Below are 16,598 nucleotides of genomic sequence, written 5' to 3'. Positions count from 1 at the left end.
TATGCATCAACTATGAAAGCCGTTTGGCTTTGCCATCGTGTAGCGGATAGCGTCCCCCAACGCCGCCTGCGCATTCTTCGGCGCCATTGAGGGACAGCGCGCCCGTCACCGTTTTTTGGGACGGCTGGCGTAGAGATAAAACAGAATGGAACAGGCGGCGCAAAGCGCAATCGACCAGATCATCGGCCACGCACTGGTAAAGGTAGCCAGCGACAGCAACGCGCCGACGATAGCGCCAATACCAAAGCGGAAAGTGCCCGCCAACGAAGACGCCGTTCCGGCCATATGCGGAAACTCATCCAAAATGACCGCCATCGCATTGGACGAAACCATCGACACACAGCCGACAAACGCCGCAACGCCGACCACCAGCGCCCAGAATCCAATGCCCATCAGCGCGCTGAAAACCATCCACACCGCCATCGCAAACTGAATCCATAGCCCGGCCCGAAACATGTTTAGCGCCCCTACCCGTCTGACAAAACGGCTGTTGATAATCGTCATCACAAACAGAAATACGATGTTCAACGCGAAGTAGTAGCCGAAATCCTGGGGCGGAACATGATTAATTTCGATATAAACAAACGGCCCCGCGCTCAAAAAAGAGAACATACCGGCAAAACTAAACCCGCTCGCCAGCATATAGCTCAGTACGCGTTTGTGGCGAAACAACGCGGCAAAGTTACCTATTGTGGTACGAATATGAAAAGGCTGACGCCGCTCAACGGGCAGCGTCTCTTTAATCAAAGCAAAGATCATGACTGACGCCAGAATCGCCGCAATGGCCAGTATCCAGAAGATATAGTGCCAGCTTAACCATACCAACACCCAGCCGCCGACAATGGGCGCCATTAACGGCGCTATCGTAGTGACCAGCATGACAAATGACATCATGCGCGAAAACTCTTCCTTTGGATAAATATCCCGCATCAGCGCATTGATGACGACGCTTGCCGCTGCGGCCGCCAAACCGTGAAAGAAACGCATCACGATCAGTTGATCGATAGTCTGCGCCAACGCACAGGCGACCGCCGCAGCGGCAAATACCAGCGTCCCGCCCAGGATGACCGGCTTACGCCCGAGGCTATCTGCCATCGGTCCATAGATAAGCTGACCCAGCGCAAACCCCAGAATATAGGTGCTGAGTGTCATCTGCGCGCTACCGGCAGGTACGCCGAATTGCGCAGAAATCACCGGCAGCGCTGGAAGATACATATCAATCGACAGCGGCATTAACATGGCCAACAGGCCAAGAATAAAGACAATGGCAAAGGAAGAGTGCTGCCGGGTGGTCACATCGAACTCCTGAATTTAACGAGATAGTTAGCCGACGCTGGCGATTTCTTCTTCAGTCAACGGGCGGTACTCGCCGGGAGCCAGATTCTCATCCAGCGTAATGGCGCCAATCCGTTCGCGGTGCAGTTCCACAACGCGATTGCCTACTGCGGCAAACATCCGCTTCACCTGATGATAACGGCCTTCGCTGATGGTCAGACGGACCTGCACAGGCGTTATCACCTCCAGCGTAGCGGGTTTAGTGAGATCTTTTTCATTATGCAACTGCACGCCTTTCGCAAATTGCGCTGCCGTATCGTCGGCCACCGGCGACTCCAGGGTCACCAGATAGGTTTTTTCACAGTGATGGCGCGGCGACGTAATACGGTGCGACCACTGACCGTCATCTGTCATTAACACCAGACCGGTAGTATCGATATCCAGACGTCCTGCGGCATGCAGCCTATACGCCACCGGCTCATCCAGGAAATACAGCACCGTTGGATGATCAGGATCATCGGTTGAACAAACGTATCCCTGCGGCTTGTTAAGCATAAAATAGCGTGGCCCGTGTTGCTGCGCTAAGGGATTGCCGTCATACGCAACCGCATGTTCCGGGAGCAGTTTGAAGGCCGCATTTTTAATGATGTCGCCATCGACGGTAACGCGGTTACCACGAATTTCACGCCCGGCAATAGCGCGGCTGACGCCAAGCTGCTGAGCGATAAATTTATCAAGTCGCATGTGTGTGATTTAGCCTGTAATAATACGGAAATCGGGCATTCTACCCGAAAAAAGGGAATTGCTATCCGCTCAGTATAGCGGGCTAACTATATCCCTCAAGGGAAAATGATTCATGGCATACTATTCCCGGAACCGTTTAACGTAGTGAGACCATGATTTTTACACTCCGCCCCTACCAGCAAGAAGCCGTAGACGCCACGCTCAGCCACTTTCGCCACCACCGTACGCCCGCCGTGATTGTTCTGCCGACCGGCGCAGGTAAAAGCCTGGTGATCGCCGAACTGGCGCGCGTCGCCCGCGGACGGGTACTGGTGCTGGCGCATGTGAAAGAGCTGGTCGCGCAGAACCACGCCAAATATTGCGCGCTGGGGCTGGAAGCGGATATTTTCGCCGCCGGACTCAAACGTAAAGAGAGTCAGGGCAAAGTCGTGTTCGGCAGCGTACAGTCGGTGGCGCGTAATCTTGACGCCTTCCAGGAGGAGTTTTCGCTGTTGATTGTCGATGAATGCCACCGCATCGGTGACGATGAAGACAGTCAGTATCAGCAAATCCTCACTCACCTGAGTAAAGTTAATCCTCACTTACGTCTGCTTGGGCTCACCGCCACGCCTTTCCGCCTCGGAAAAGGCTGGATTTATCAATTTCATTACCACGGTATGGTGCGCGGCAACGACAACGCGCTGTTTCGCGACTGTATTTATGAACTGCCGCTGCGCTATATGATTAAACACGGCTATCTGACGCCGCCTGAGCGGCTTGATATGCCAGTGGTCCAATACGATTTCAGCCGCCTGCAGGCCCAAAGCAATGGGCTGTTCAGCGAAGCCGACCTGAACCGCGAGCTGAAAAAGCAGCAGCGGATTACGCCGCACATCATCAGCCAGATTATGGAATTTGCGCAAACGCGCAAAGGCGTGATGATTTTCGCCGCTACGGTCGAACATGCGAAAGAGATTGTCGGTCTGCTTCCGGCGGACGACGCGGCGCTGATTACCGGCGATACGCCAGGGCCCGAGCGCGACGCGCTGATTGATAATTTCAAGGCGCAGCGTTTTCGCTATCTGGTTAACGTCTCGGTGCTGACCACCGGCTTTGACGCCCCACACGTTGATCTCATCGCGATTCTACGTCCCACCGAGTCAGTTAGTCTTTACCAACAAATTGTCGGGCGTGGTCTGCGCCTTGCGCCGGGAAAGACCGATTGCCTGATTCTTGATTACGCAGGCAACCCGCACGACCTGTATGCCCCGGAGGTCGGTAGCCCGAAGGGAAAAAGCGATAACGTCCCTGTCCAGGTATTTTGCCCGGCCTGCGGCTTTGCCAACACCTTCTGGGGGAAAACCACTGCCGACGGCACGCTGATTGAACACTTTGGCCGTCGCTGCCAGGGCTGGTTTGAGGATGACGACGGCCATCGCGAGCAGTGCGATTTTCGCTTTCGCTTCAAAAACTGCCCGCAGTGTAATGCCGAAAACGATATTGCCGCCCGACGCTGCCGGGAATGTGACGCCATTCTGGTCGACCCGGACGATATGTTAAAAGCGGCGCTCAGGCTCAAGGATGCGTTAGTCCTGCGCTGTAGCGGAATGACGATGCAGCATGGGCAGGATGAGAAAGGCGAATGGCTGAAAATAACTTACTATGACGAGGACGGCGCGGATGTCAGTGAGCGCTTCCGCTTGCACACGTCCGCCCAGCGTACCGCTTTCGAACAGCTATTTATTCGCCCGCATACCCGCACGCCCGGCGTTCCTTTACGCTGGATCACGGCGGCGGATATTGTCGCGCAGCAGGCGCTGTTGCGGCATCCCGATTTTGTGGTCGCGCGGATGAAAGGCCAGTACTGGCAGGTGCGTGAAAAAGTGTTCGACTATGAAGGCCGCTTCCGCCGGGCGCACGAATTACGTGGTTAATTGTACTTTTCATTGATGTAACGGCGATTTGAGTATAGAATCCCGCCCGCCTTTGCATACGCAAAGCAGATCACTTACCTGTTGCTGGGTCGCCTGTAGCAGGAATTATTAAAGAGAGATTTAAATGTTTACTATCAACGCAGAAGTACGTAAAGAGCAGGGTAAGGGTGCGAGCCGCCGCCTGCGCGCCGCTAACAAGTTCCCGGCAATCATCTACGGCGGTTCTGAAGCCCCGATTGCTATCGAACTGGACCACGACCAGGTGATGAACATGCAAGCTAAAGCTGAATTCTACAGCGAAGTTCTGACCCTCGTTGTTGACGGTAAAGAAGTAAAAGTTAAAGCTCAGGCTGTACAGCGTCACGCTTACAAACCGAAGCTGACTCACATCGACTTCGTTCGCGCGTAATCGCCTGGAAGTTGAAGAAAAACCCCGCCCCGGCGGGGTTTTTTTATGGAATTTAGTTCGCGGTAAAGATGAATCACACTTGCCGGATAAGGCGTTTCCTCCCCCATCCGGCAAGCGACTTTATTTCCCGCCCGACGTGCGTCGCTGCAACTGATCGCGCAAATTCGGCGGCGTCCCTTTGATAGTCAGGGTATCGGTCGCCGGGTCCCAGAAAATCCGCTCGCCCAGCAGCATCGCATCAAAGTTAATCGTTAACCCGCCGCCGCTGCCGGCATATTTGGTTAACTGGCGTAGCGTACTGCGATCTGCCGGGAAGCTCTCTTCCAGCTCATAGCCTTTTTCGGCGGTAAATTCGCTGAAGCTGACTTCACTGACGCCGGAAAGCTCTTTAGACAGCGATTCCAGCTCAATCTCTTCCCCGGCTTGTAACTGCTCGTTGCAGTAGCTGTACACCTGCTGACGCACGTTCTGACGTTCTGCTTTATCCAACTGCGCTTCTGCGGTGAAATCATCCACTGCCTGCAACAGGCCGCGATTCTGCGCTTTGGCGTTCAACCCTTCGCTGGCGCCGAGGAAATCCATAAAGAAGTCAGCGACCTTGCGCCCTACCCGACCTTTCAGGAACGTCAGATAGCGGGTCGATTGCGGATTAGTTTCCCACTCGGTAAGATCGATACGCGCCACGATATCCGCATGGTTAATATCAAGATAATGCGTCGGGTTAATGTCCAGATTTTCATTGACCCGCATACTGCTCAGGTTGTTCAGTACCGTAACCAGCAGATACTCCACCGCCAGGTAACGATAATGGCAGAACAATACAATGCCGCCGTCCGCAAAGGGATATTTCGCCAGTTCGTCACGCAGGCGTCCGGTCGCCGCCCGGCTAAAGGCAAGAAAATCTTCTTCCCCCTGACGTTGCAACCGCAGCGCTTGCGCCAGTTCACTCTCTTCATTAAACAGGCCATACGCCTTATTCTTGGCGCTATAGACCCGATGCAGTTCAGCCACCATCTCGACAACGGTGGTTGTCGGCTCCAGCAATGAATCGCGCAAGACCAGCTCAAGATTTTGCTCATCGCGCTTGATAAGCTGGTGCAGGGCAATCTGGTTGATATCCAGACTCATGATAAACTCTCCTTTAAGACCGGGCGGTATTCAACCACCGCCTGCCGGAAGACGCAAGCAATCGCCCTGCCATTTCAGGCGTTATCCGTAACGCGAATGATTTAGGGGATAAAAATGCAGAAAAAAAACTGTTGCTACGGTAATATGTTGCCCTTTCATGAACAAACAGATTTTGATTTATGCCACAACTCTCCCGCTATAGTGATGAACATGTTGAACAACTGCTGAGCGAACTGCTCAGTGTACTGGAAAAACATAAGGCGCCGACCGATCTTTCCCTGATGGTGCTGGGAAATATGGTCACCAACCTTATCAACACCAGCGTTGCGCCGGCTCAGCGCCAGGCGATTGCGAACTCTTTTGCCCGCGCCTTGCAGTCTTCGATTAGCGAAGACAACGCGCACTAAAAAGCCGACTCCGGAGAAACAAGCGACAGGTATGGTAACTCATCGTCAGCGCTACCGTGAAAAAGTCTCCCAGATGGTTAGCTGGGGGCACTGGTTCGCTCTGTTCAATATACTGTTGGCTACGTTGCTCGGCAGCCGTTACCTGTTTGTCGCCGACTGGCCGACAACGCTTGCGGGTCGCATATACTCCTACCTGAGCATTGTCGGGCACTTTAGCTTTCTGGTGTTCGCCACCTATTTGCTTATTCTTTTTCCGCTCACGTTTATCGTGATGTCCCAGCGGCTGATGCGGTTTTTATCAGCCATTCTGGCGACCGCGGGTATGACGTTGTTGCTTATCGACAGCGAAGTCTTTACCCGTTTTCACCTGCATCTTAACCCCATTGTCTGGGAGCTGGTCATCAACCCTGACCAGAACGAAACGGCGCGCGACTGGCAGCTTATGTTTATTAGCGTGCCGGTTATCTTATTGATTGAGATGCTATTTGCGACATGGAGTTGGCAAAAGCTGCGCAGTCTCACGCGCCGCCGCCATTTCGCAAGGCCGCTTGCGGCATTCTTTTTCGTCTCCTTTATCGCATCGCATCTTATCTACATCTGGGCAGACGCTAATTTTTACCGGCCGATTACCATGCAGCGGGCAAACCTGCCGCTCTCTTATCCGATGACGGCGCGACGTTTTCTTGAAAAACACGGTCTGCTGGATGCGCAGGAATATCAGCGCCGTCTGGTAGAGCAAGGCAATCCGGAAGCGGTCTCCGTTCAGTACCCGCTCAGCAATTTGCACTATCGCGATATGGGCACCGGTCAGAATGTGCTGCTCATTACCGTAGACGGCCTGAACTATTCTCGCTTTGAGAAGCAGATGCCGGAGCTGGCTAAATTTGCCGAACAAAACATCGACTTCACCCGTCATATGAGTTCAGGGAATACCACTGATAACGGTATTTTCGGCCTGTTCTATGGCATATCGCCAGGCTATATGGATGGCGTGTTATCCACCAGAACCCCTGCGGCGCTCATTACCGCGTTGAATCAGCAAGGCTACCAACTGGGACTGTTTTCTTCGGATGGTTTCGCCAGCCCGCTTTACCGTCAGGCATTACTGTCCGATTTCTCGATGCCGGCAGCGCAGACGCAGTCTGATGCGCAAACGGCCAGCCAGTGGATAGACTGGCTTGGACGCTACGCACAGGAAGATAACCGCTGGTTCTCATGGGTATCGTTTAACGGTACTAACATTGATGACAGTAATCAGAAGAATTTTGTTAAGCGTTACGCCAGCGCCGCCAGCGACGTGGATGCGCAAATCAATCGGGTTCTGAACGCGCTGCGAGAGGCCGGTAAATTCGACAATACCGTCGTGATCATTACCGCAGGACGCGGCATACCGTTGACGCCGGAAGAAAATCGCTTCGACTGGTCGCAAGGTCATCTGCAAGTACCGCTGGTGATCCACTGGCCGGGGACGCCTGCGCAGCGTATTAATGTGCTTACCGATCATACCGATGTGATGACCACGTTGATGCAACGCCTGTTACATGTCAGCACGCCAGCGAACGAATATTCACAGGGCCAGGACATCTTTACCGTTCCACGTCGTCATAACTGGGTAACGGCGGCAGACGGCAGTACGCTGGCAATCACGACGCCGCAAATGACCCTGGTGCTCAATAATAACGGTCATTATCAGACCTATGACTTACACGGCGAGAAGATCAAAGATCAGAAGCCGCAGCTCAGTCTGCTGCTGCAAGTGCTAACAGAAGAGAAACGTTTTATCGCTAACTGATTAATTATAAATCAGTTAGCACCGTTTCCCCTTGCATTCGCGTTGGAAAGAGGTAGTATTAGCACCCACAAGTCGGCACGTAGCGCAGCCTGGTAGCGCACCGTCATGGGGTGTCGGGGGTCGGAGGTTCAAATCCTCTCGTGCCGACCAAAATTCCCCTTAAAAACCAGCCTCTCAGGGCTGGTTTTTTTATGCCTGCAATTAAAAAGTTAGCTGATGCCAGAGACGTTATTTTGCATGAACTGATTTTGCATGAACTGATCGGACATCTTTCCTGTGCAGTGGTCACAGTAAAGTCAGTGCAGGCAAATAACGTAAACCATGTTTGTACTAAAACAGAAAAAGCGCATCTACACCCTATGCTGGAAGAAATGTTTGCAGTGGCAGGTAAATGAGTAAGCAATCTGTCGCAGCAATAATAAAACGTTCTGGTAACGTAAATGGCTTACCACTTCTTTGTCACTAACAATTAACCTCCCTGTCGCCATAGGGTCGATAACGATCGGCTAGTCACAACACGTTTTTGTAGACAACGTACGGCGATTAACTACTCCTTCAGCCAGCAACTCGCTAATTGTTATTCAACTTCAGAAATTATAACTAATTGAGGCACCTACAAAATTATGCCCTGAATTTTTATCCGTGAGTGATCCATTCGAGAAATGCCGGATATAAGCTTCTGTAGAAAAAGCCCCAAAGTTCCAACCAAGAAACGCTTTTTCTCCAAAGGTAAATGCAGAATTGACGCGCATATCATCTCGCGACTTAGATTTTATATAAGCCCCCAGACCAATACCGGTATAGATACCAGCGAAATGAACCAGCGCCACATCCTTCGAGATACCCAATACGCCCTGGTTATATTTATTGCAGGGAACGCTGCCAGAATGTTTACTGCAATCATCGTTCCCCTTAGCCTTAAATCCTCCTAACTCCAGATTATTTCTTGCCTGTAAAAAGAAAAAATCGCTGGGTTCACTGTATGTCAGAAAAGCCGTATATAAGTGCTCAACCCCTCCTCTCCTTATACTTTCTCCCCCAGCAAAAGAGATCTGATGTTTGTTTCCCTTACCAAAAAAAACATTATCATTAGCAGAACATGCGAATGCACAAAGTAATAATATATATATAAATATTCTCTTCATATACACTCCATCACCATTTCAATGTCAATAGCTATTTTTAACCGACTAATATATTTAAAATTTTCTACGCCACGCTTACGCTCACAGAAACGGCTGATATAGCATCCAGTATTAATATTATTTTCATAATTACTCCAACCAGCATTTTTGATGCAAACAGGCTGGACATGGACTGTGTGCAGACATCAAAACATACTCACTACGCTTTCCCCTTGAGTCGCCCCAATGGGTGCTCAAAACGCCGCGAGTGTTGTTCAGGCACATCCAGGATAAGTTATAAGTGAACGACTCTCATTCCTGACCACATTTTCATTTATGATAAGAATATCGTCAGAATCTCTTTATCGCATAAAAATATCTCTACTATTGACTTGATATTTAATTTAACAGATGTCGCGGTTTATTCGTTCTGCTCAGATGTATTTCATTGACATTAATAAAACAATAAATAAATTCAATTAAAATAATTTGTTAATAATGACAAGCTTTAGACGCCATGACTTTTAATAAGGAATTTCATACCAGTAAAGATAGTCTGGACTTACGGGTGCAAGGGCGCAGCAACATATGCCACACTTCTGTTATGTCACATTGTCCGAAAAAAGCGTCCAGACCAGTATTCAACCTCAGGGAGTATTCTGTTTTCTCTCACAACGGGTTGTTTTATCCTTTCTATCGTTCAGCTAATTACTCGCCTGTCACAGGTTTTACTACTTACCCATGCACTAATTAGGGTAAAATTTACACGCTTGACAATGTGGCAAATCTGGACGATTTCCGCGCTGAAAACAATAATCATTCTAATAAAACTCAGGAGATATAGCATGCCTGAAGTAACACCTTTTCAGGTGCTTATTGTGGACGACCATCCACTTATGCGGCGAGGTATTCGTCAATTACTGGAACTGGATCCGGCTTTTTATGTCGTTGCCGAAGCGGGTGACGGGGCGAGTGCGATCGATCTGGCGAATCGCATTGAGCCCGATCTGATCCTGCTGGATCTGAATATGAAAGGTCTGAGCGGGTTAGATACCCTGAACGCGCTACGCCGGGATGGTGTGACGGCGCAAATTATTATTCTTACCGTCTCGGATTCCGCCAGCGACATCTACGCGCTGATCGACGCCGGTGCCGACGGTTATCTGCTCAAAGATAGCGATCCAGAAGTGCTGCTGGAGGCCATTCGCAAAGGCGCTAACGGCGGTAAAGTCTTTAGCGATCGGGTCAATGAATATCTGCGTGAGCGCGAACGGTTTGGCGCGCAGGAAGATCCCTTTAGTATCCTGACCGAACGAGAGTTAGATGTCTTGCATGAGCTGGCGCAGGGGCTTTCTAACAAACAGATTGCGTCAGTACTGAATATTTCTGAGCAGACGGTTAAGGTGCACATTCGTAATCTGCTTCGCAAGCTAAACGTGCGCTCGCGCGTCGCGGCGACCATTCTATTTTTACAAACACGCGGAATGCAGTAACAAGTCAGGCCCGATGGCGCCACGCCACCGGGCCGTCAGGGCATTATTTCTCCTGCGCCAGCCGGATACTGCGCTCTATCACCGCCCGCCGGGCGTCACCCGCCGGCAGTAACTTCAGCATCATCTCCCAGGCCGCCACCGCCTCATCAAAGCGCTGCTGCTCAAAGGCGCTGAACGCATACAGGCTTAACACCCGGATATCCGTGTGGTCACGGCTCACCAGCCGGCGCAGCAGCTCCCCGCCGCGGCGGTTATCCTCCGGGTCGGACGAGCGCGTCAGCGCCTCCGCGTAGCCCAGCGCCGCATCGCTGTTTTTCGGGTCCAGGCGGTAGGCGTTCGCATACGCCCCGGTGGCGGTACCGGCATTACCCAGTACCATACCGGTGCGCCCCAGCATGAGCCAGCCCTCAACATTGCCGGCATCATTCTGCAGGCGGGTGCGCAGCCCCAGCGCCAGCCGCGCCATCTCCTCCTCATTCAGCGGCTGCGCCTGCGGGTCCAGCGCCCGCGCCAGCAGCCCGGGCGTCTGCGCCGTCGCCTGCTGCCAGGCCCTCACCTGCGGATAGCTGCCGGTCTGTGAGTAACTGATGGCGGCCACGACCAGCGCCATAACCACGCCCGGAAGATACACCCCCACCCCTGCGCGTGGTCCCGCCGCCGGAATGGCGTCAGCCAGGACGTCCTGTCTGATACGCACCCGCCGGCGCGTGCGGGCGACGATTATCCACCCGCCCGCCACGATGGCGGCCAGCGGCAGCACCCACAGCAGCACCGTCAGCGGGGTCAGCGGCGGGTCGTAGGTGACGAAGTTGCCGTAGCGCGCCACCATGTAATCGATGATTTCCTGGCGGCTCTTCCCCTCCTGCATCAGGTCATACACCCTGCGGCGCATGTCGGTGGCTATCATCGCGTTCGAGTCCGCAATGCTGTTGTTCTGGCATTTCGGGCAGCGCAGCTGCTCCGTGAGCTGGCGGAACTGCTGCTCCTGCGCTTCATCTTTAAACGGCATCACGTCGGTGGTTGCCCGCGCTGACCCGGCGATAACCAGCACCAGCATCAGCATCACCATGCCCGGTAACAGTCTCATTGCGCCGCCTCCCGGCTGTATCTGTCCCACAGCGGTTTCAGTTCACTTTCCCATACCCGGGCATTCAAATCGCCCGCATGGCGGTAGCGGATAATCCCCCTGCCGTCGATGAGGAAGGTTTCCGGCGCGCCGTACACGCCCAGGTCCAGCCCCAGCATCCCGTCGCTGTCCGATAAACTCAGCGCATACGGGTTACCCAGTTCTTTTAACCAGGCCACCGCCTTCGCCCGGTCGTCCTTATAGTTCAGCCCGACCACCCGGATACCCTGCGCGGCCAGCCGGTTCAGGTACTGATGCTCGGCGCGGCAGGTCGGGCACCAGGTGGCCCAGACGTTAAGCAGCACCGGTTTCCCCTGCGTCAGCACCTCCGCCTGGTAGTACTGACCCGGCGTCTCCAGCGATTCCAGGCGGAACGCCGGCACCGGCTTTCCGGTCAGCGCCGATTCGAGATTCGTCGGGTCATCCCCCTGCGCGTTGCGCGCCAGCTGCCACAGCAGCGCCGCGGCAATCAGCAGAAAAATCAGCAGCGGTAATAACAGTACGTTGCGTTTCATCCGGCCTCCGGCAATGGTTTACGGCGGCGGTAGCGCGGGTCCGCCAGGCACAGCAGCCCGCCCAGCGCCATCAGCAGCCCCCCGGCCCATATCCAGCGGACAAACGGTTTGTAGTACAGGCGCACGGCCCACGCGCCGTTGTCCAGCTCCTCCCCGAGCGCGGCGTACAGGTCGCGGGTCAGCCCGCCGTCAATCGCCGCCTCGGTCATCACCATCCGGCTGGTGTTGTAGAGCCGTTTCTCCGCGTGCAGCACCGCCTCCGGCTCGCCGTGGCGCGTCACCCCGATGAGGGCCACCCCGCCACGGTAGTTGGGGCCGGTGATGTCCCGCACCTCCCGGAAGGTGAAGCGGTAGTCGTGAATGGTCACGCTGTCGCCCGCCCGCATCCGCACGTCACGCTCCACGCTGTAATTCTGGCTGAAGGCGATGCCGGTAATCGTCACCGCCAGCCCGAGGTGCGCCGCCACCATTCCCAGGTAGCTGAGGGAAATCCTGGCGCCGCGGGACACGCGCTGTACGGCTTCGGCCACCGCCAGCACCGCAATCCAGCAGGCCATCGCCATCCCCACCGCCGTCATGGCGATGATTTTATCTTCCAGCAGCCATGGCAAAAGTACCGACAGCACCAGGGTGGAGACCAGGGCGGTGAGCAGCAGTTTCCTGATGTTACGCGGCCGGTCCCGGCCCCAGCGCACCAGCGGCCCCACCCCCAGCAGCAGGGCAAAGGGGACCATCAGCCAGGTGAACATGGTGTTAAAGAACGGCTCCCCCACCGAAATGCTGCCCAGCCCCAGCTGTTTGTGCACCAGCGGCAGCAGGGTGCCCAGCAGCACCACCAGCATGGCGGCCATCAGCAGGACATTATTGCCGAGCAGCAGCGACTCGCGCGACCACAGCGTGTTGTTCACCCGCGAACGCACCCGGTGCCCGCGCACGGCGAACAGCAGCAGCGAGCCGCCGGTGACCAGCACCATAAAGGCGAGGATAAACATCCCGCGTGCCGGGTCGGAGGCGAAGGCGTGCACCGACACCAGCACCCCGGAGCGCACCAGGAAGGTGCCCAGCAGGCACAGCGAGAAGGCGCAGATGGACAGCAGCAGCGTCCACGCCCTGAAGCCGGCGCGCTGTTCCGTGACCGCCAGCGAGTGCAGCAGGGCGGTGCCCGCCAGCCACGGCATAAAGGAGGCGTTCTCCACCGGGTCCCAGAACCACCAGCCGCCCCAGCCCAGCTCGTAGTAGGCCCACGCCGAGCCGAGCACGATGCCCAGCGTCAGGAACACCCACGCCGCCAGCGTCCACGGGCGGGCAAAACGGGTGAACGCGCTGTCCAGACGCCCGCTCAGCAGCGCGGCGATGGCGAAGGCGAAGGCCACCGAGAAGCCGACATAGCCCATGTACAGCAGCGGCGGGTGGAAAATCAGCCCCGGGTCCTGCAGCAGCGGGTTCAGGTCGCGCCCCTCCACCGGAAAGGCCGGCAGCGTGCGGGCGAACGGGCTGGAAGTGAACAGGATGAACGCCAGAAAACCGGCGCAGACCATTCCCATCACCGCCAGCACCCGGGCGACGATATCCGCCGGCACCGGCCGGCTGAACACCGCCACCGCCAGGGTCCAGCCGCTCATCAGCAGCACCCACAGCAGCAGCGAGCCCTCGTGCGCTCCCCAGGTGGCGGCCACCCGGTACCACACCGGCAGCTGCGTGTTCGAGTTGCCGGCGACATAGGCCACGGTGAAGTCGTTAACCACAAAGGCGTGCACCAGCACGAAAAACGCGCCCGCCACGCAGATAAACAGCAGCCAGGCGAACACCCCGGCCGACGCCATCATCCGCGCGTCGCCGCGCGCCACGCCCCACAGCGGGTAAACGGACAGCAGCAGCGCCACGCCGAGCGCCAGGCACAGCAGCGCGTGGCCGTATTCAGGCATCATGATGAGGTGTCCTTATCAGCGCGTTGCGGGCGGCGGTGGTTTTCCTGCATCGCCTTTTCCACTTCCGGCGGGGTGTAGTTCTCGTCATGCTTGGCCAGCACCTCCTGCGCCAGGACGTGGTTGCCCTTCTCCAGGGTGCCCTGCACCACCACCCCCTGCCCCTCGCGGAACAGGTCCGGCAGTATCCCCTCATAGCTCACCGTCACCGCCCCTTCGGCGTCGTAGAGGCTGAAGTTCACCTTCAGCGAGTCCGGGGCGCGCCTGACGCTGCCGGGCATCACCATCCCGCCGACGCGCAGGCGCTGGCCCGCCGCCGGCAGCTGCTGCGTCTCGCGCTTGCCGTAGAGAATTTCGCCGGGGGTATAGAACAGGTCGATATTCGCGCGCAGCGCGTACAGGACCAGGGCGGTGGTCAGCCCCAGGCCCGCCAGCACCGCGCAGACCACCCATAGCCGGTTTTTACGTCGCAGGTTCACGCCGCCTCCTGTTGCGCCTGTGCGGCACGCATCCGCGCCTCGCGCGCCCGCTGCTGCGCCACGCCGCGCAGAATGGCCCGGCGCTGCAGCACCGTGTGCAGCGCCAGCAGCGCCAGCGGCGCCACGGTCATCGCCACCGCCAGCCAGACAAAAAAGGCGTACCCGCCCATGGCGAAAAAATCGCTCCACGATGAAAATGCCGGACTCACCGGTGCCCCCTTTTCAGTATCAGTTCGCTCACCCACGGGCGGCGTTTTTCCATCAGTAAAATCAGGTTGCGCATCCGCATCAGCGCCAGCGTCATAAAGAGCAGCAGGTAGCCGGCGATGGCCCAGCGCAGCGGCGAGCGCATCGCCGGGTCGATACTCTGCTGCATCTGCGTCGAGCCCTGGTGCAGGGTGTTCCACCACTCGACGGAATAGTGGATAACCGGCAGGTTCACCACGCCGACCAGCACCAGAATGCCCGCCGCGCGCCCGGCCATTTTACGGTCGTCAAAGGCGTGCCACAGGGCGATGACCCCGGCGTAGAGAAACAGCAGCACCAGCTCCGAGGTCAGGCGCGCGTCCCACACCCACCAGGTGCCCCACATCGGTTTGCCCCACGCCGCGCCGGTGACCAGCGCGATGAAGGTGTACACCGCCCCCACCGGCGCCATCGCCGCGACGGCAAGGCTGGCCATTTTCATCTGCCAGACCAGCCCGGTAAACGCCGCCACCGCCATCGCCGCATAGATACCCATTGACCAGATGGCCGCCGGGACATGCAGGTACATAATGCGGTAGCCCTCCCCCTGCTGGTAGTCCGCCGGGGCGAAACCAAAGCCCCGGGCCCAGCCGGTGGCCAGCACGATGATGCCGGCCGCCGCCAGCCACGGCACGAGCCTGCCGCAAATCTGATACAGCCGGGGCGGCGCCGCCAGCTGATGAAGGGTTTTCCACATAGTCGTCACCTGACCTCCTGAAACCAGTAAAATGTCCGTCGCGCCGGAGCGCTACTGCACGCTGAGGCGCAGCGCCGCCGCGGTGGCGAACGGGCTTAACGTCGCGCTGCCCGCCAGCAGCGCCCCCAGCACCGCCAGATAGCCGTCAGCGGGTAAATGCATCGATGCCGCGTCCATCGCCGCGGCGGCGAAAATCAGCACCGGGACACTCAGCGGCAGCACCAGAATGCCCAGCAGGACGCCGCCGCGCCGCAGGCCGGCCGTCAGCGCAACGCCCGGCGCGGCGAGAAACCCCAGCGCCGGCGTGCCGAGCAGCAGCGTCAGCGCCATGATTTTCCAGCCGTACACGTCCATCCCCAGCAGCAGCGCCACCAGCGGGGAGAGCATAATCAGCGGCAGGCCGGTCACCGCCCAGTGGGCCAGCACCTTCGCCAGCACCACCGCCGGCAGCGGCACCGGCAGCAGCATCAGCTGCTCCAGGCTGCCGTCCTGCAGGTCGTCGCGAAACAGCCGCTCCAGCGCCAGCAGCGAGGCCAGCAGCGCCGCCACCTGGATGATGCCCGGCGCGATACGCGCCAGCAGCTGCGGCTGCGGCCCGACGCTTAACGGAAACAGGGTGATGACCATCAGGAAGAACCACAGCGGGCCGGCGATGTCCGCGCCGTGGCGGAACGCCACGCGCAGTTCGAGACAGAAGACACGCCACATCACAGCCCAGCCTCCCCGCCGGTCAGCGCCAGGCGGCGGACGGTGTCCGCGGCCCCCGGCAACGGCTGGTGGGTGGTGAGAATGACCATCCCGCCCTGCGCCGTGTGCGCCGCCATCCGCCGGGTGAGGCGCGCCACGCCGTTAACGTCAATGGCGGTGAACGGCTCGTCGAGCACCCACAGCGCGGCGCGGGTCAGCCACAGGCGGGCCAGCGCCACCCGGCGCTGCTGCCCGGCCGAAAGCCGGGCGACCGGCACGTCCTCAAATCCCGCCAGCCCGGCCTGCGCCAGCGCCTCCGGGAGACGCGCGCCGTCGCCGGGGTGGAAGAAATGCAGGTTCTCCCGCGCCGTCAGGCGGGTTTTTATCCCCGGCTGGTGCCCTATCCACAGCAGGCCGGAATGGAAGCTGTCGCGCACGCGGCGCAGGGGTTCGCCCTGCCAGTACACCTCCCCGCCGTCCGGGCGCGCCAGCCCGGTCAGTAGGCGCAGCAGGGTGGTTTTTCCGGCGCCGTTGCCGCCGGTGACCTGCACCCACTCCCCGGCGTCCACGGTGAACGACAGCCCGCTGAACAGCGTCCTCTCGTCCCGCTCGCAGTACAGATCTCTGGCTTCAAGCAT

Annotated in this window: 18 protein-coding genes, 1 tRNA gene and 1 pseudogene; 8 read left to right on the top strand and 12 right to left on the bottom strand. The window is 57.3% G+C overall.

Features of this window, described 5'->3' with window-relative positions:
* Positions 1-105 precede the first annotated feature (105 nt).
* Together LDB27_RS07435 and rsuA are read right to left on the bottom strand one after the other, a co-directional pair.
* Complete coding sequence (locus LDB27_RS07435; RefSeq protein WP_000213349.1) at positions 106-1,296, bottom strand: Bcr/CflA family multidrug efflux MFS transporter; 1,191 nt, start codon at positions 1,294-1,296, stop codon at positions 106-108.
* A 27-nt stretch (positions 1,297-1,323) separates the two neighbouring features.
* On the bottom strand, positions 1,324-2,019 hold the full coding sequence (rsuA, locus tag LDB27_RS07430; RefSeq protein WP_001234844.1) for a 16S rRNA pseudouridine(516) synthase RsuA: 696 nt from the start codon (positions 2,017-2,019) through the stop codon (positions 1,324-1,326).
* A 152-nt stretch (positions 2,020-2,171) separates the two neighbouring features.
* On the opposite strand from rsuA, the gene LDB27_RS07425 reads away from it, so the two are divergent.
* Both LDB27_RS07425 and rplY read left to right on the top strand, forming a co-directional pair.
* On the top strand, positions 2,172-3,932 hold the full coding sequence (locus LDB27_RS07425) for a DEAD/DEAH box helicase (RefSeq protein ID WP_023231111.1): 1,761 nt from the start codon (positions 2,172-2,174) through the stop codon (positions 3,930-3,932).
* A gap of 124 nt (positions 3,933-4,056) precedes the next feature.
* Positions 4,057-4,341 carry a 50S ribosomal protein L25 gene (rplY, locus tag LDB27_RS07420; RefSeq protein WP_000494192.1) on the top strand — a complete coding sequence of 95 codons (285 nt, stop codon included), beginning with the start codon at positions 4,057-4,059 and terminating at the stop codon, positions 4,339-4,341.
* Positions 4,342-4,461: 120 nt separating this feature from the next.
* Here rplY and yejK read toward each other — a convergent pair whose 3' ends face one another.
* The gene (gene yejK / locus LDB27_RS07415; protein WP_000050806.1) at positions 4,462-5,469 is read right to left on the bottom strand and encodes a nucleoid-associated protein YejK; all 1,008 of its coding nucleotides are present in this window, start codon (positions 5,467-5,469) and stop codon (positions 4,462-4,464) included.
* Positions 5,470-5,648: 179 nt separating this feature from the next.
* Here yejK and LDB27_RS07410 point away from each other — a divergent pair, with 179 nt between their 5' ends.
* From LDB27_RS07410 to LDB27_RS07390, 5 genes and pseudogenes are all read left to right on the top strand, one after another.
* Positions 5,649-5,876 (top strand): YejL family protein, encoded by a 228-nt coding sequence (locus tag LDB27_RS07410; RefSeq protein ID WP_001135904.1) that lies wholly within the window; start codon positions 5,649-5,651, stop codon positions 5,874-5,876.
* A 31-nt stretch (positions 5,877-5,907) separates the two neighbouring features.
* On the top strand, positions 5,908-7,668 hold the full coding sequence (gene yejM / locus LDB27_RS07405; protein WP_001645270.1) for an LPS biosynthesis-modulating metalloenzyme YejM: 1,761 nt from the start codon (positions 5,908-5,910) through the stop codon (positions 7,666-7,668).
* 73 nt (positions 7,669-7,741) lie between these two features.
* Positions 7,742-7,818: transfer RNA gene (locus LDB27_RS07400), tRNA-Pro, on the top strand.
* Positions 7,774-7,866, top strand: a pseudogene (locus LDB27_RS07395) (hypothetical protein); the annotation flags it as partial. The gene LDB27_RS07400 and the pseudogene LDB27_RS07395, both read left to right, overlap by 45 nt.
* The gene (locus tag LDB27_RS07390) at positions 7,860-8,063 is read left to right on the top strand and encodes an MsgA-like virulence protein (RefSeq protein WP_023213884.1); all 204 of its coding nucleotides are present in this window, start codon (positions 7,860-7,862) and stop codon (positions 8,061-8,063) included. The pseudogene LDB27_RS07395 and the gene LDB27_RS07390, both read left to right, overlap by 7 nt.
* 192 nt (positions 8,064-8,255) lie before the next feature.
* Here the strand turns inward: LDB27_RS07390 and pagL are convergent, their stop codons facing one another.
* The gene (gene pagL, locus LDB27_RS07385; RefSeq protein WP_000281869.1) at positions 8,256-8,819 is read right to left on the bottom strand and encodes a lipid A 3-O-deacylase PagL; all 564 of its coding nucleotides are present in this window, start codon (positions 8,817-8,819) and stop codon (positions 8,256-8,258) included.
* An 818-nt stretch (positions 8,820-9,637) separates the two neighbouring features.
* On the opposite strand from pagL, the gene narP reads away from it, so the two are divergent.
* Positions 9,638-10,285 carry a nitrate/nitrite response regulator protein NarP gene (gene narP / locus LDB27_RS07380; protein ID WP_001115500.1) on the top strand — a complete coding sequence of 216 codons (648 nt, stop codon included), beginning with the start codon at positions 9,638-9,640 and terminating at the stop codon, positions 10,283-10,285.
* 43 nt (positions 10,286-10,328) lie between these two features.
* On the opposite strand, the gene LDB27_RS07375 is transcribed toward narP, so the two are convergent.
* The 8 genes from LDB27_RS07375 to ccmA are packed head-to-tail and all read right to left on the bottom strand — an operon-like array spanning position 10,329 to position 16,598.
* Positions 10,329-11,372 carry a cytochrome c-type biogenesis protein CcmH gene (locus LDB27_RS07375; RefSeq protein ID WP_023972132.1) on the bottom strand — a complete coding sequence of 348 codons (1,044 nt, stop codon included), beginning with the start codon at positions 11,370-11,372 and terminating at the stop codon, positions 10,329-10,331.
* Entirely contained in the window at positions 11,369-11,926 is a 558-nt protein-coding gene (gene dsbE / locus LDB27_RS07370) for a thiol:disulfide interchange protein DsbE (RefSeq protein ID WP_000828299.1), read from the bottom strand. The genes LDB27_RS07375 and dsbE overlap by 4 nt, the downstream gene beginning before the upstream one ends.
* Entirely contained in the window at positions 11,923-13,854 is a 1,932-nt protein-coding gene (locus tag LDB27_RS07365; RefSeq protein WP_225519901.1) for a heme lyase CcmF/NrfE family subunit, read from the bottom strand. Before LDB27_RS07365 ends, dsbE begins: the two co-directional genes overlap by 4 nt.
* Positions 13,851-14,330, bottom strand: coding sequence for a cytochrome c maturation protein CcmE (gene ccmE / locus LDB27_RS07360; protein WP_001053615.1), 480 nt, complete (start codon positions 14,328-14,330; stop codon positions 13,851-13,853). The genes LDB27_RS07365 and ccmE overlap by 4 nt, the downstream gene beginning before the upstream one ends.
* On the bottom strand, positions 14,327-14,539 hold the full coding sequence (gene ccmD, locus LDB27_RS07355) for a heme exporter protein CcmD (RefSeq protein ID WP_000074110.1): 213 nt from the start codon (positions 14,537-14,539) through the stop codon (positions 14,327-14,329). The genes ccmE and ccmD overlap by 4 nt, the downstream gene beginning before the upstream one ends.
* The gene (locus LDB27_RS07350) at positions 14,536-15,273 is read right to left on the bottom strand and encodes a heme ABC transporter permease (protein ID WP_225519900.1); all 738 of its coding nucleotides are present in this window, start codon (positions 15,271-15,273) and stop codon (positions 14,536-14,538) included. Before LDB27_RS07350 ends, ccmD begins: the two co-directional genes overlap by 4 nt.
* Before the next feature lie 51 nt (positions 15,274-15,324).
* Entirely contained in the window at positions 15,325-15,984 is a 660-nt protein-coding gene (gene ccmB / locus LDB27_RS07345) for a heme exporter protein CcmB (protein WP_000990028.1), read from the bottom strand.
* Positions 15,981-16,598 carry a cytochrome c biogenesis heme-transporting ATPase CcmA gene (gene ccmA, locus LDB27_RS07340; RefSeq protein WP_000888549.1) on the bottom strand — a complete coding sequence of 206 codons (618 nt, stop codon included), beginning with the start codon at positions 16,596-16,598 and terminating at the stop codon, positions 15,981-15,983. The genes ccmB and ccmA overlap by 4 nt, the downstream gene beginning before the upstream one ends.

Source organism: Salmonella sp. JXY0409-18, from assembly GCF_020268625.1.
Lineage (GTDB): Bacteria > Pseudomonadota > Gammaproteobacteria > Enterobacterales > Enterobacteriaceae > Salmonella > Salmonella enterica.
This window is presented reverse-complemented; position numbering and strand designations above follow the sequence as displayed.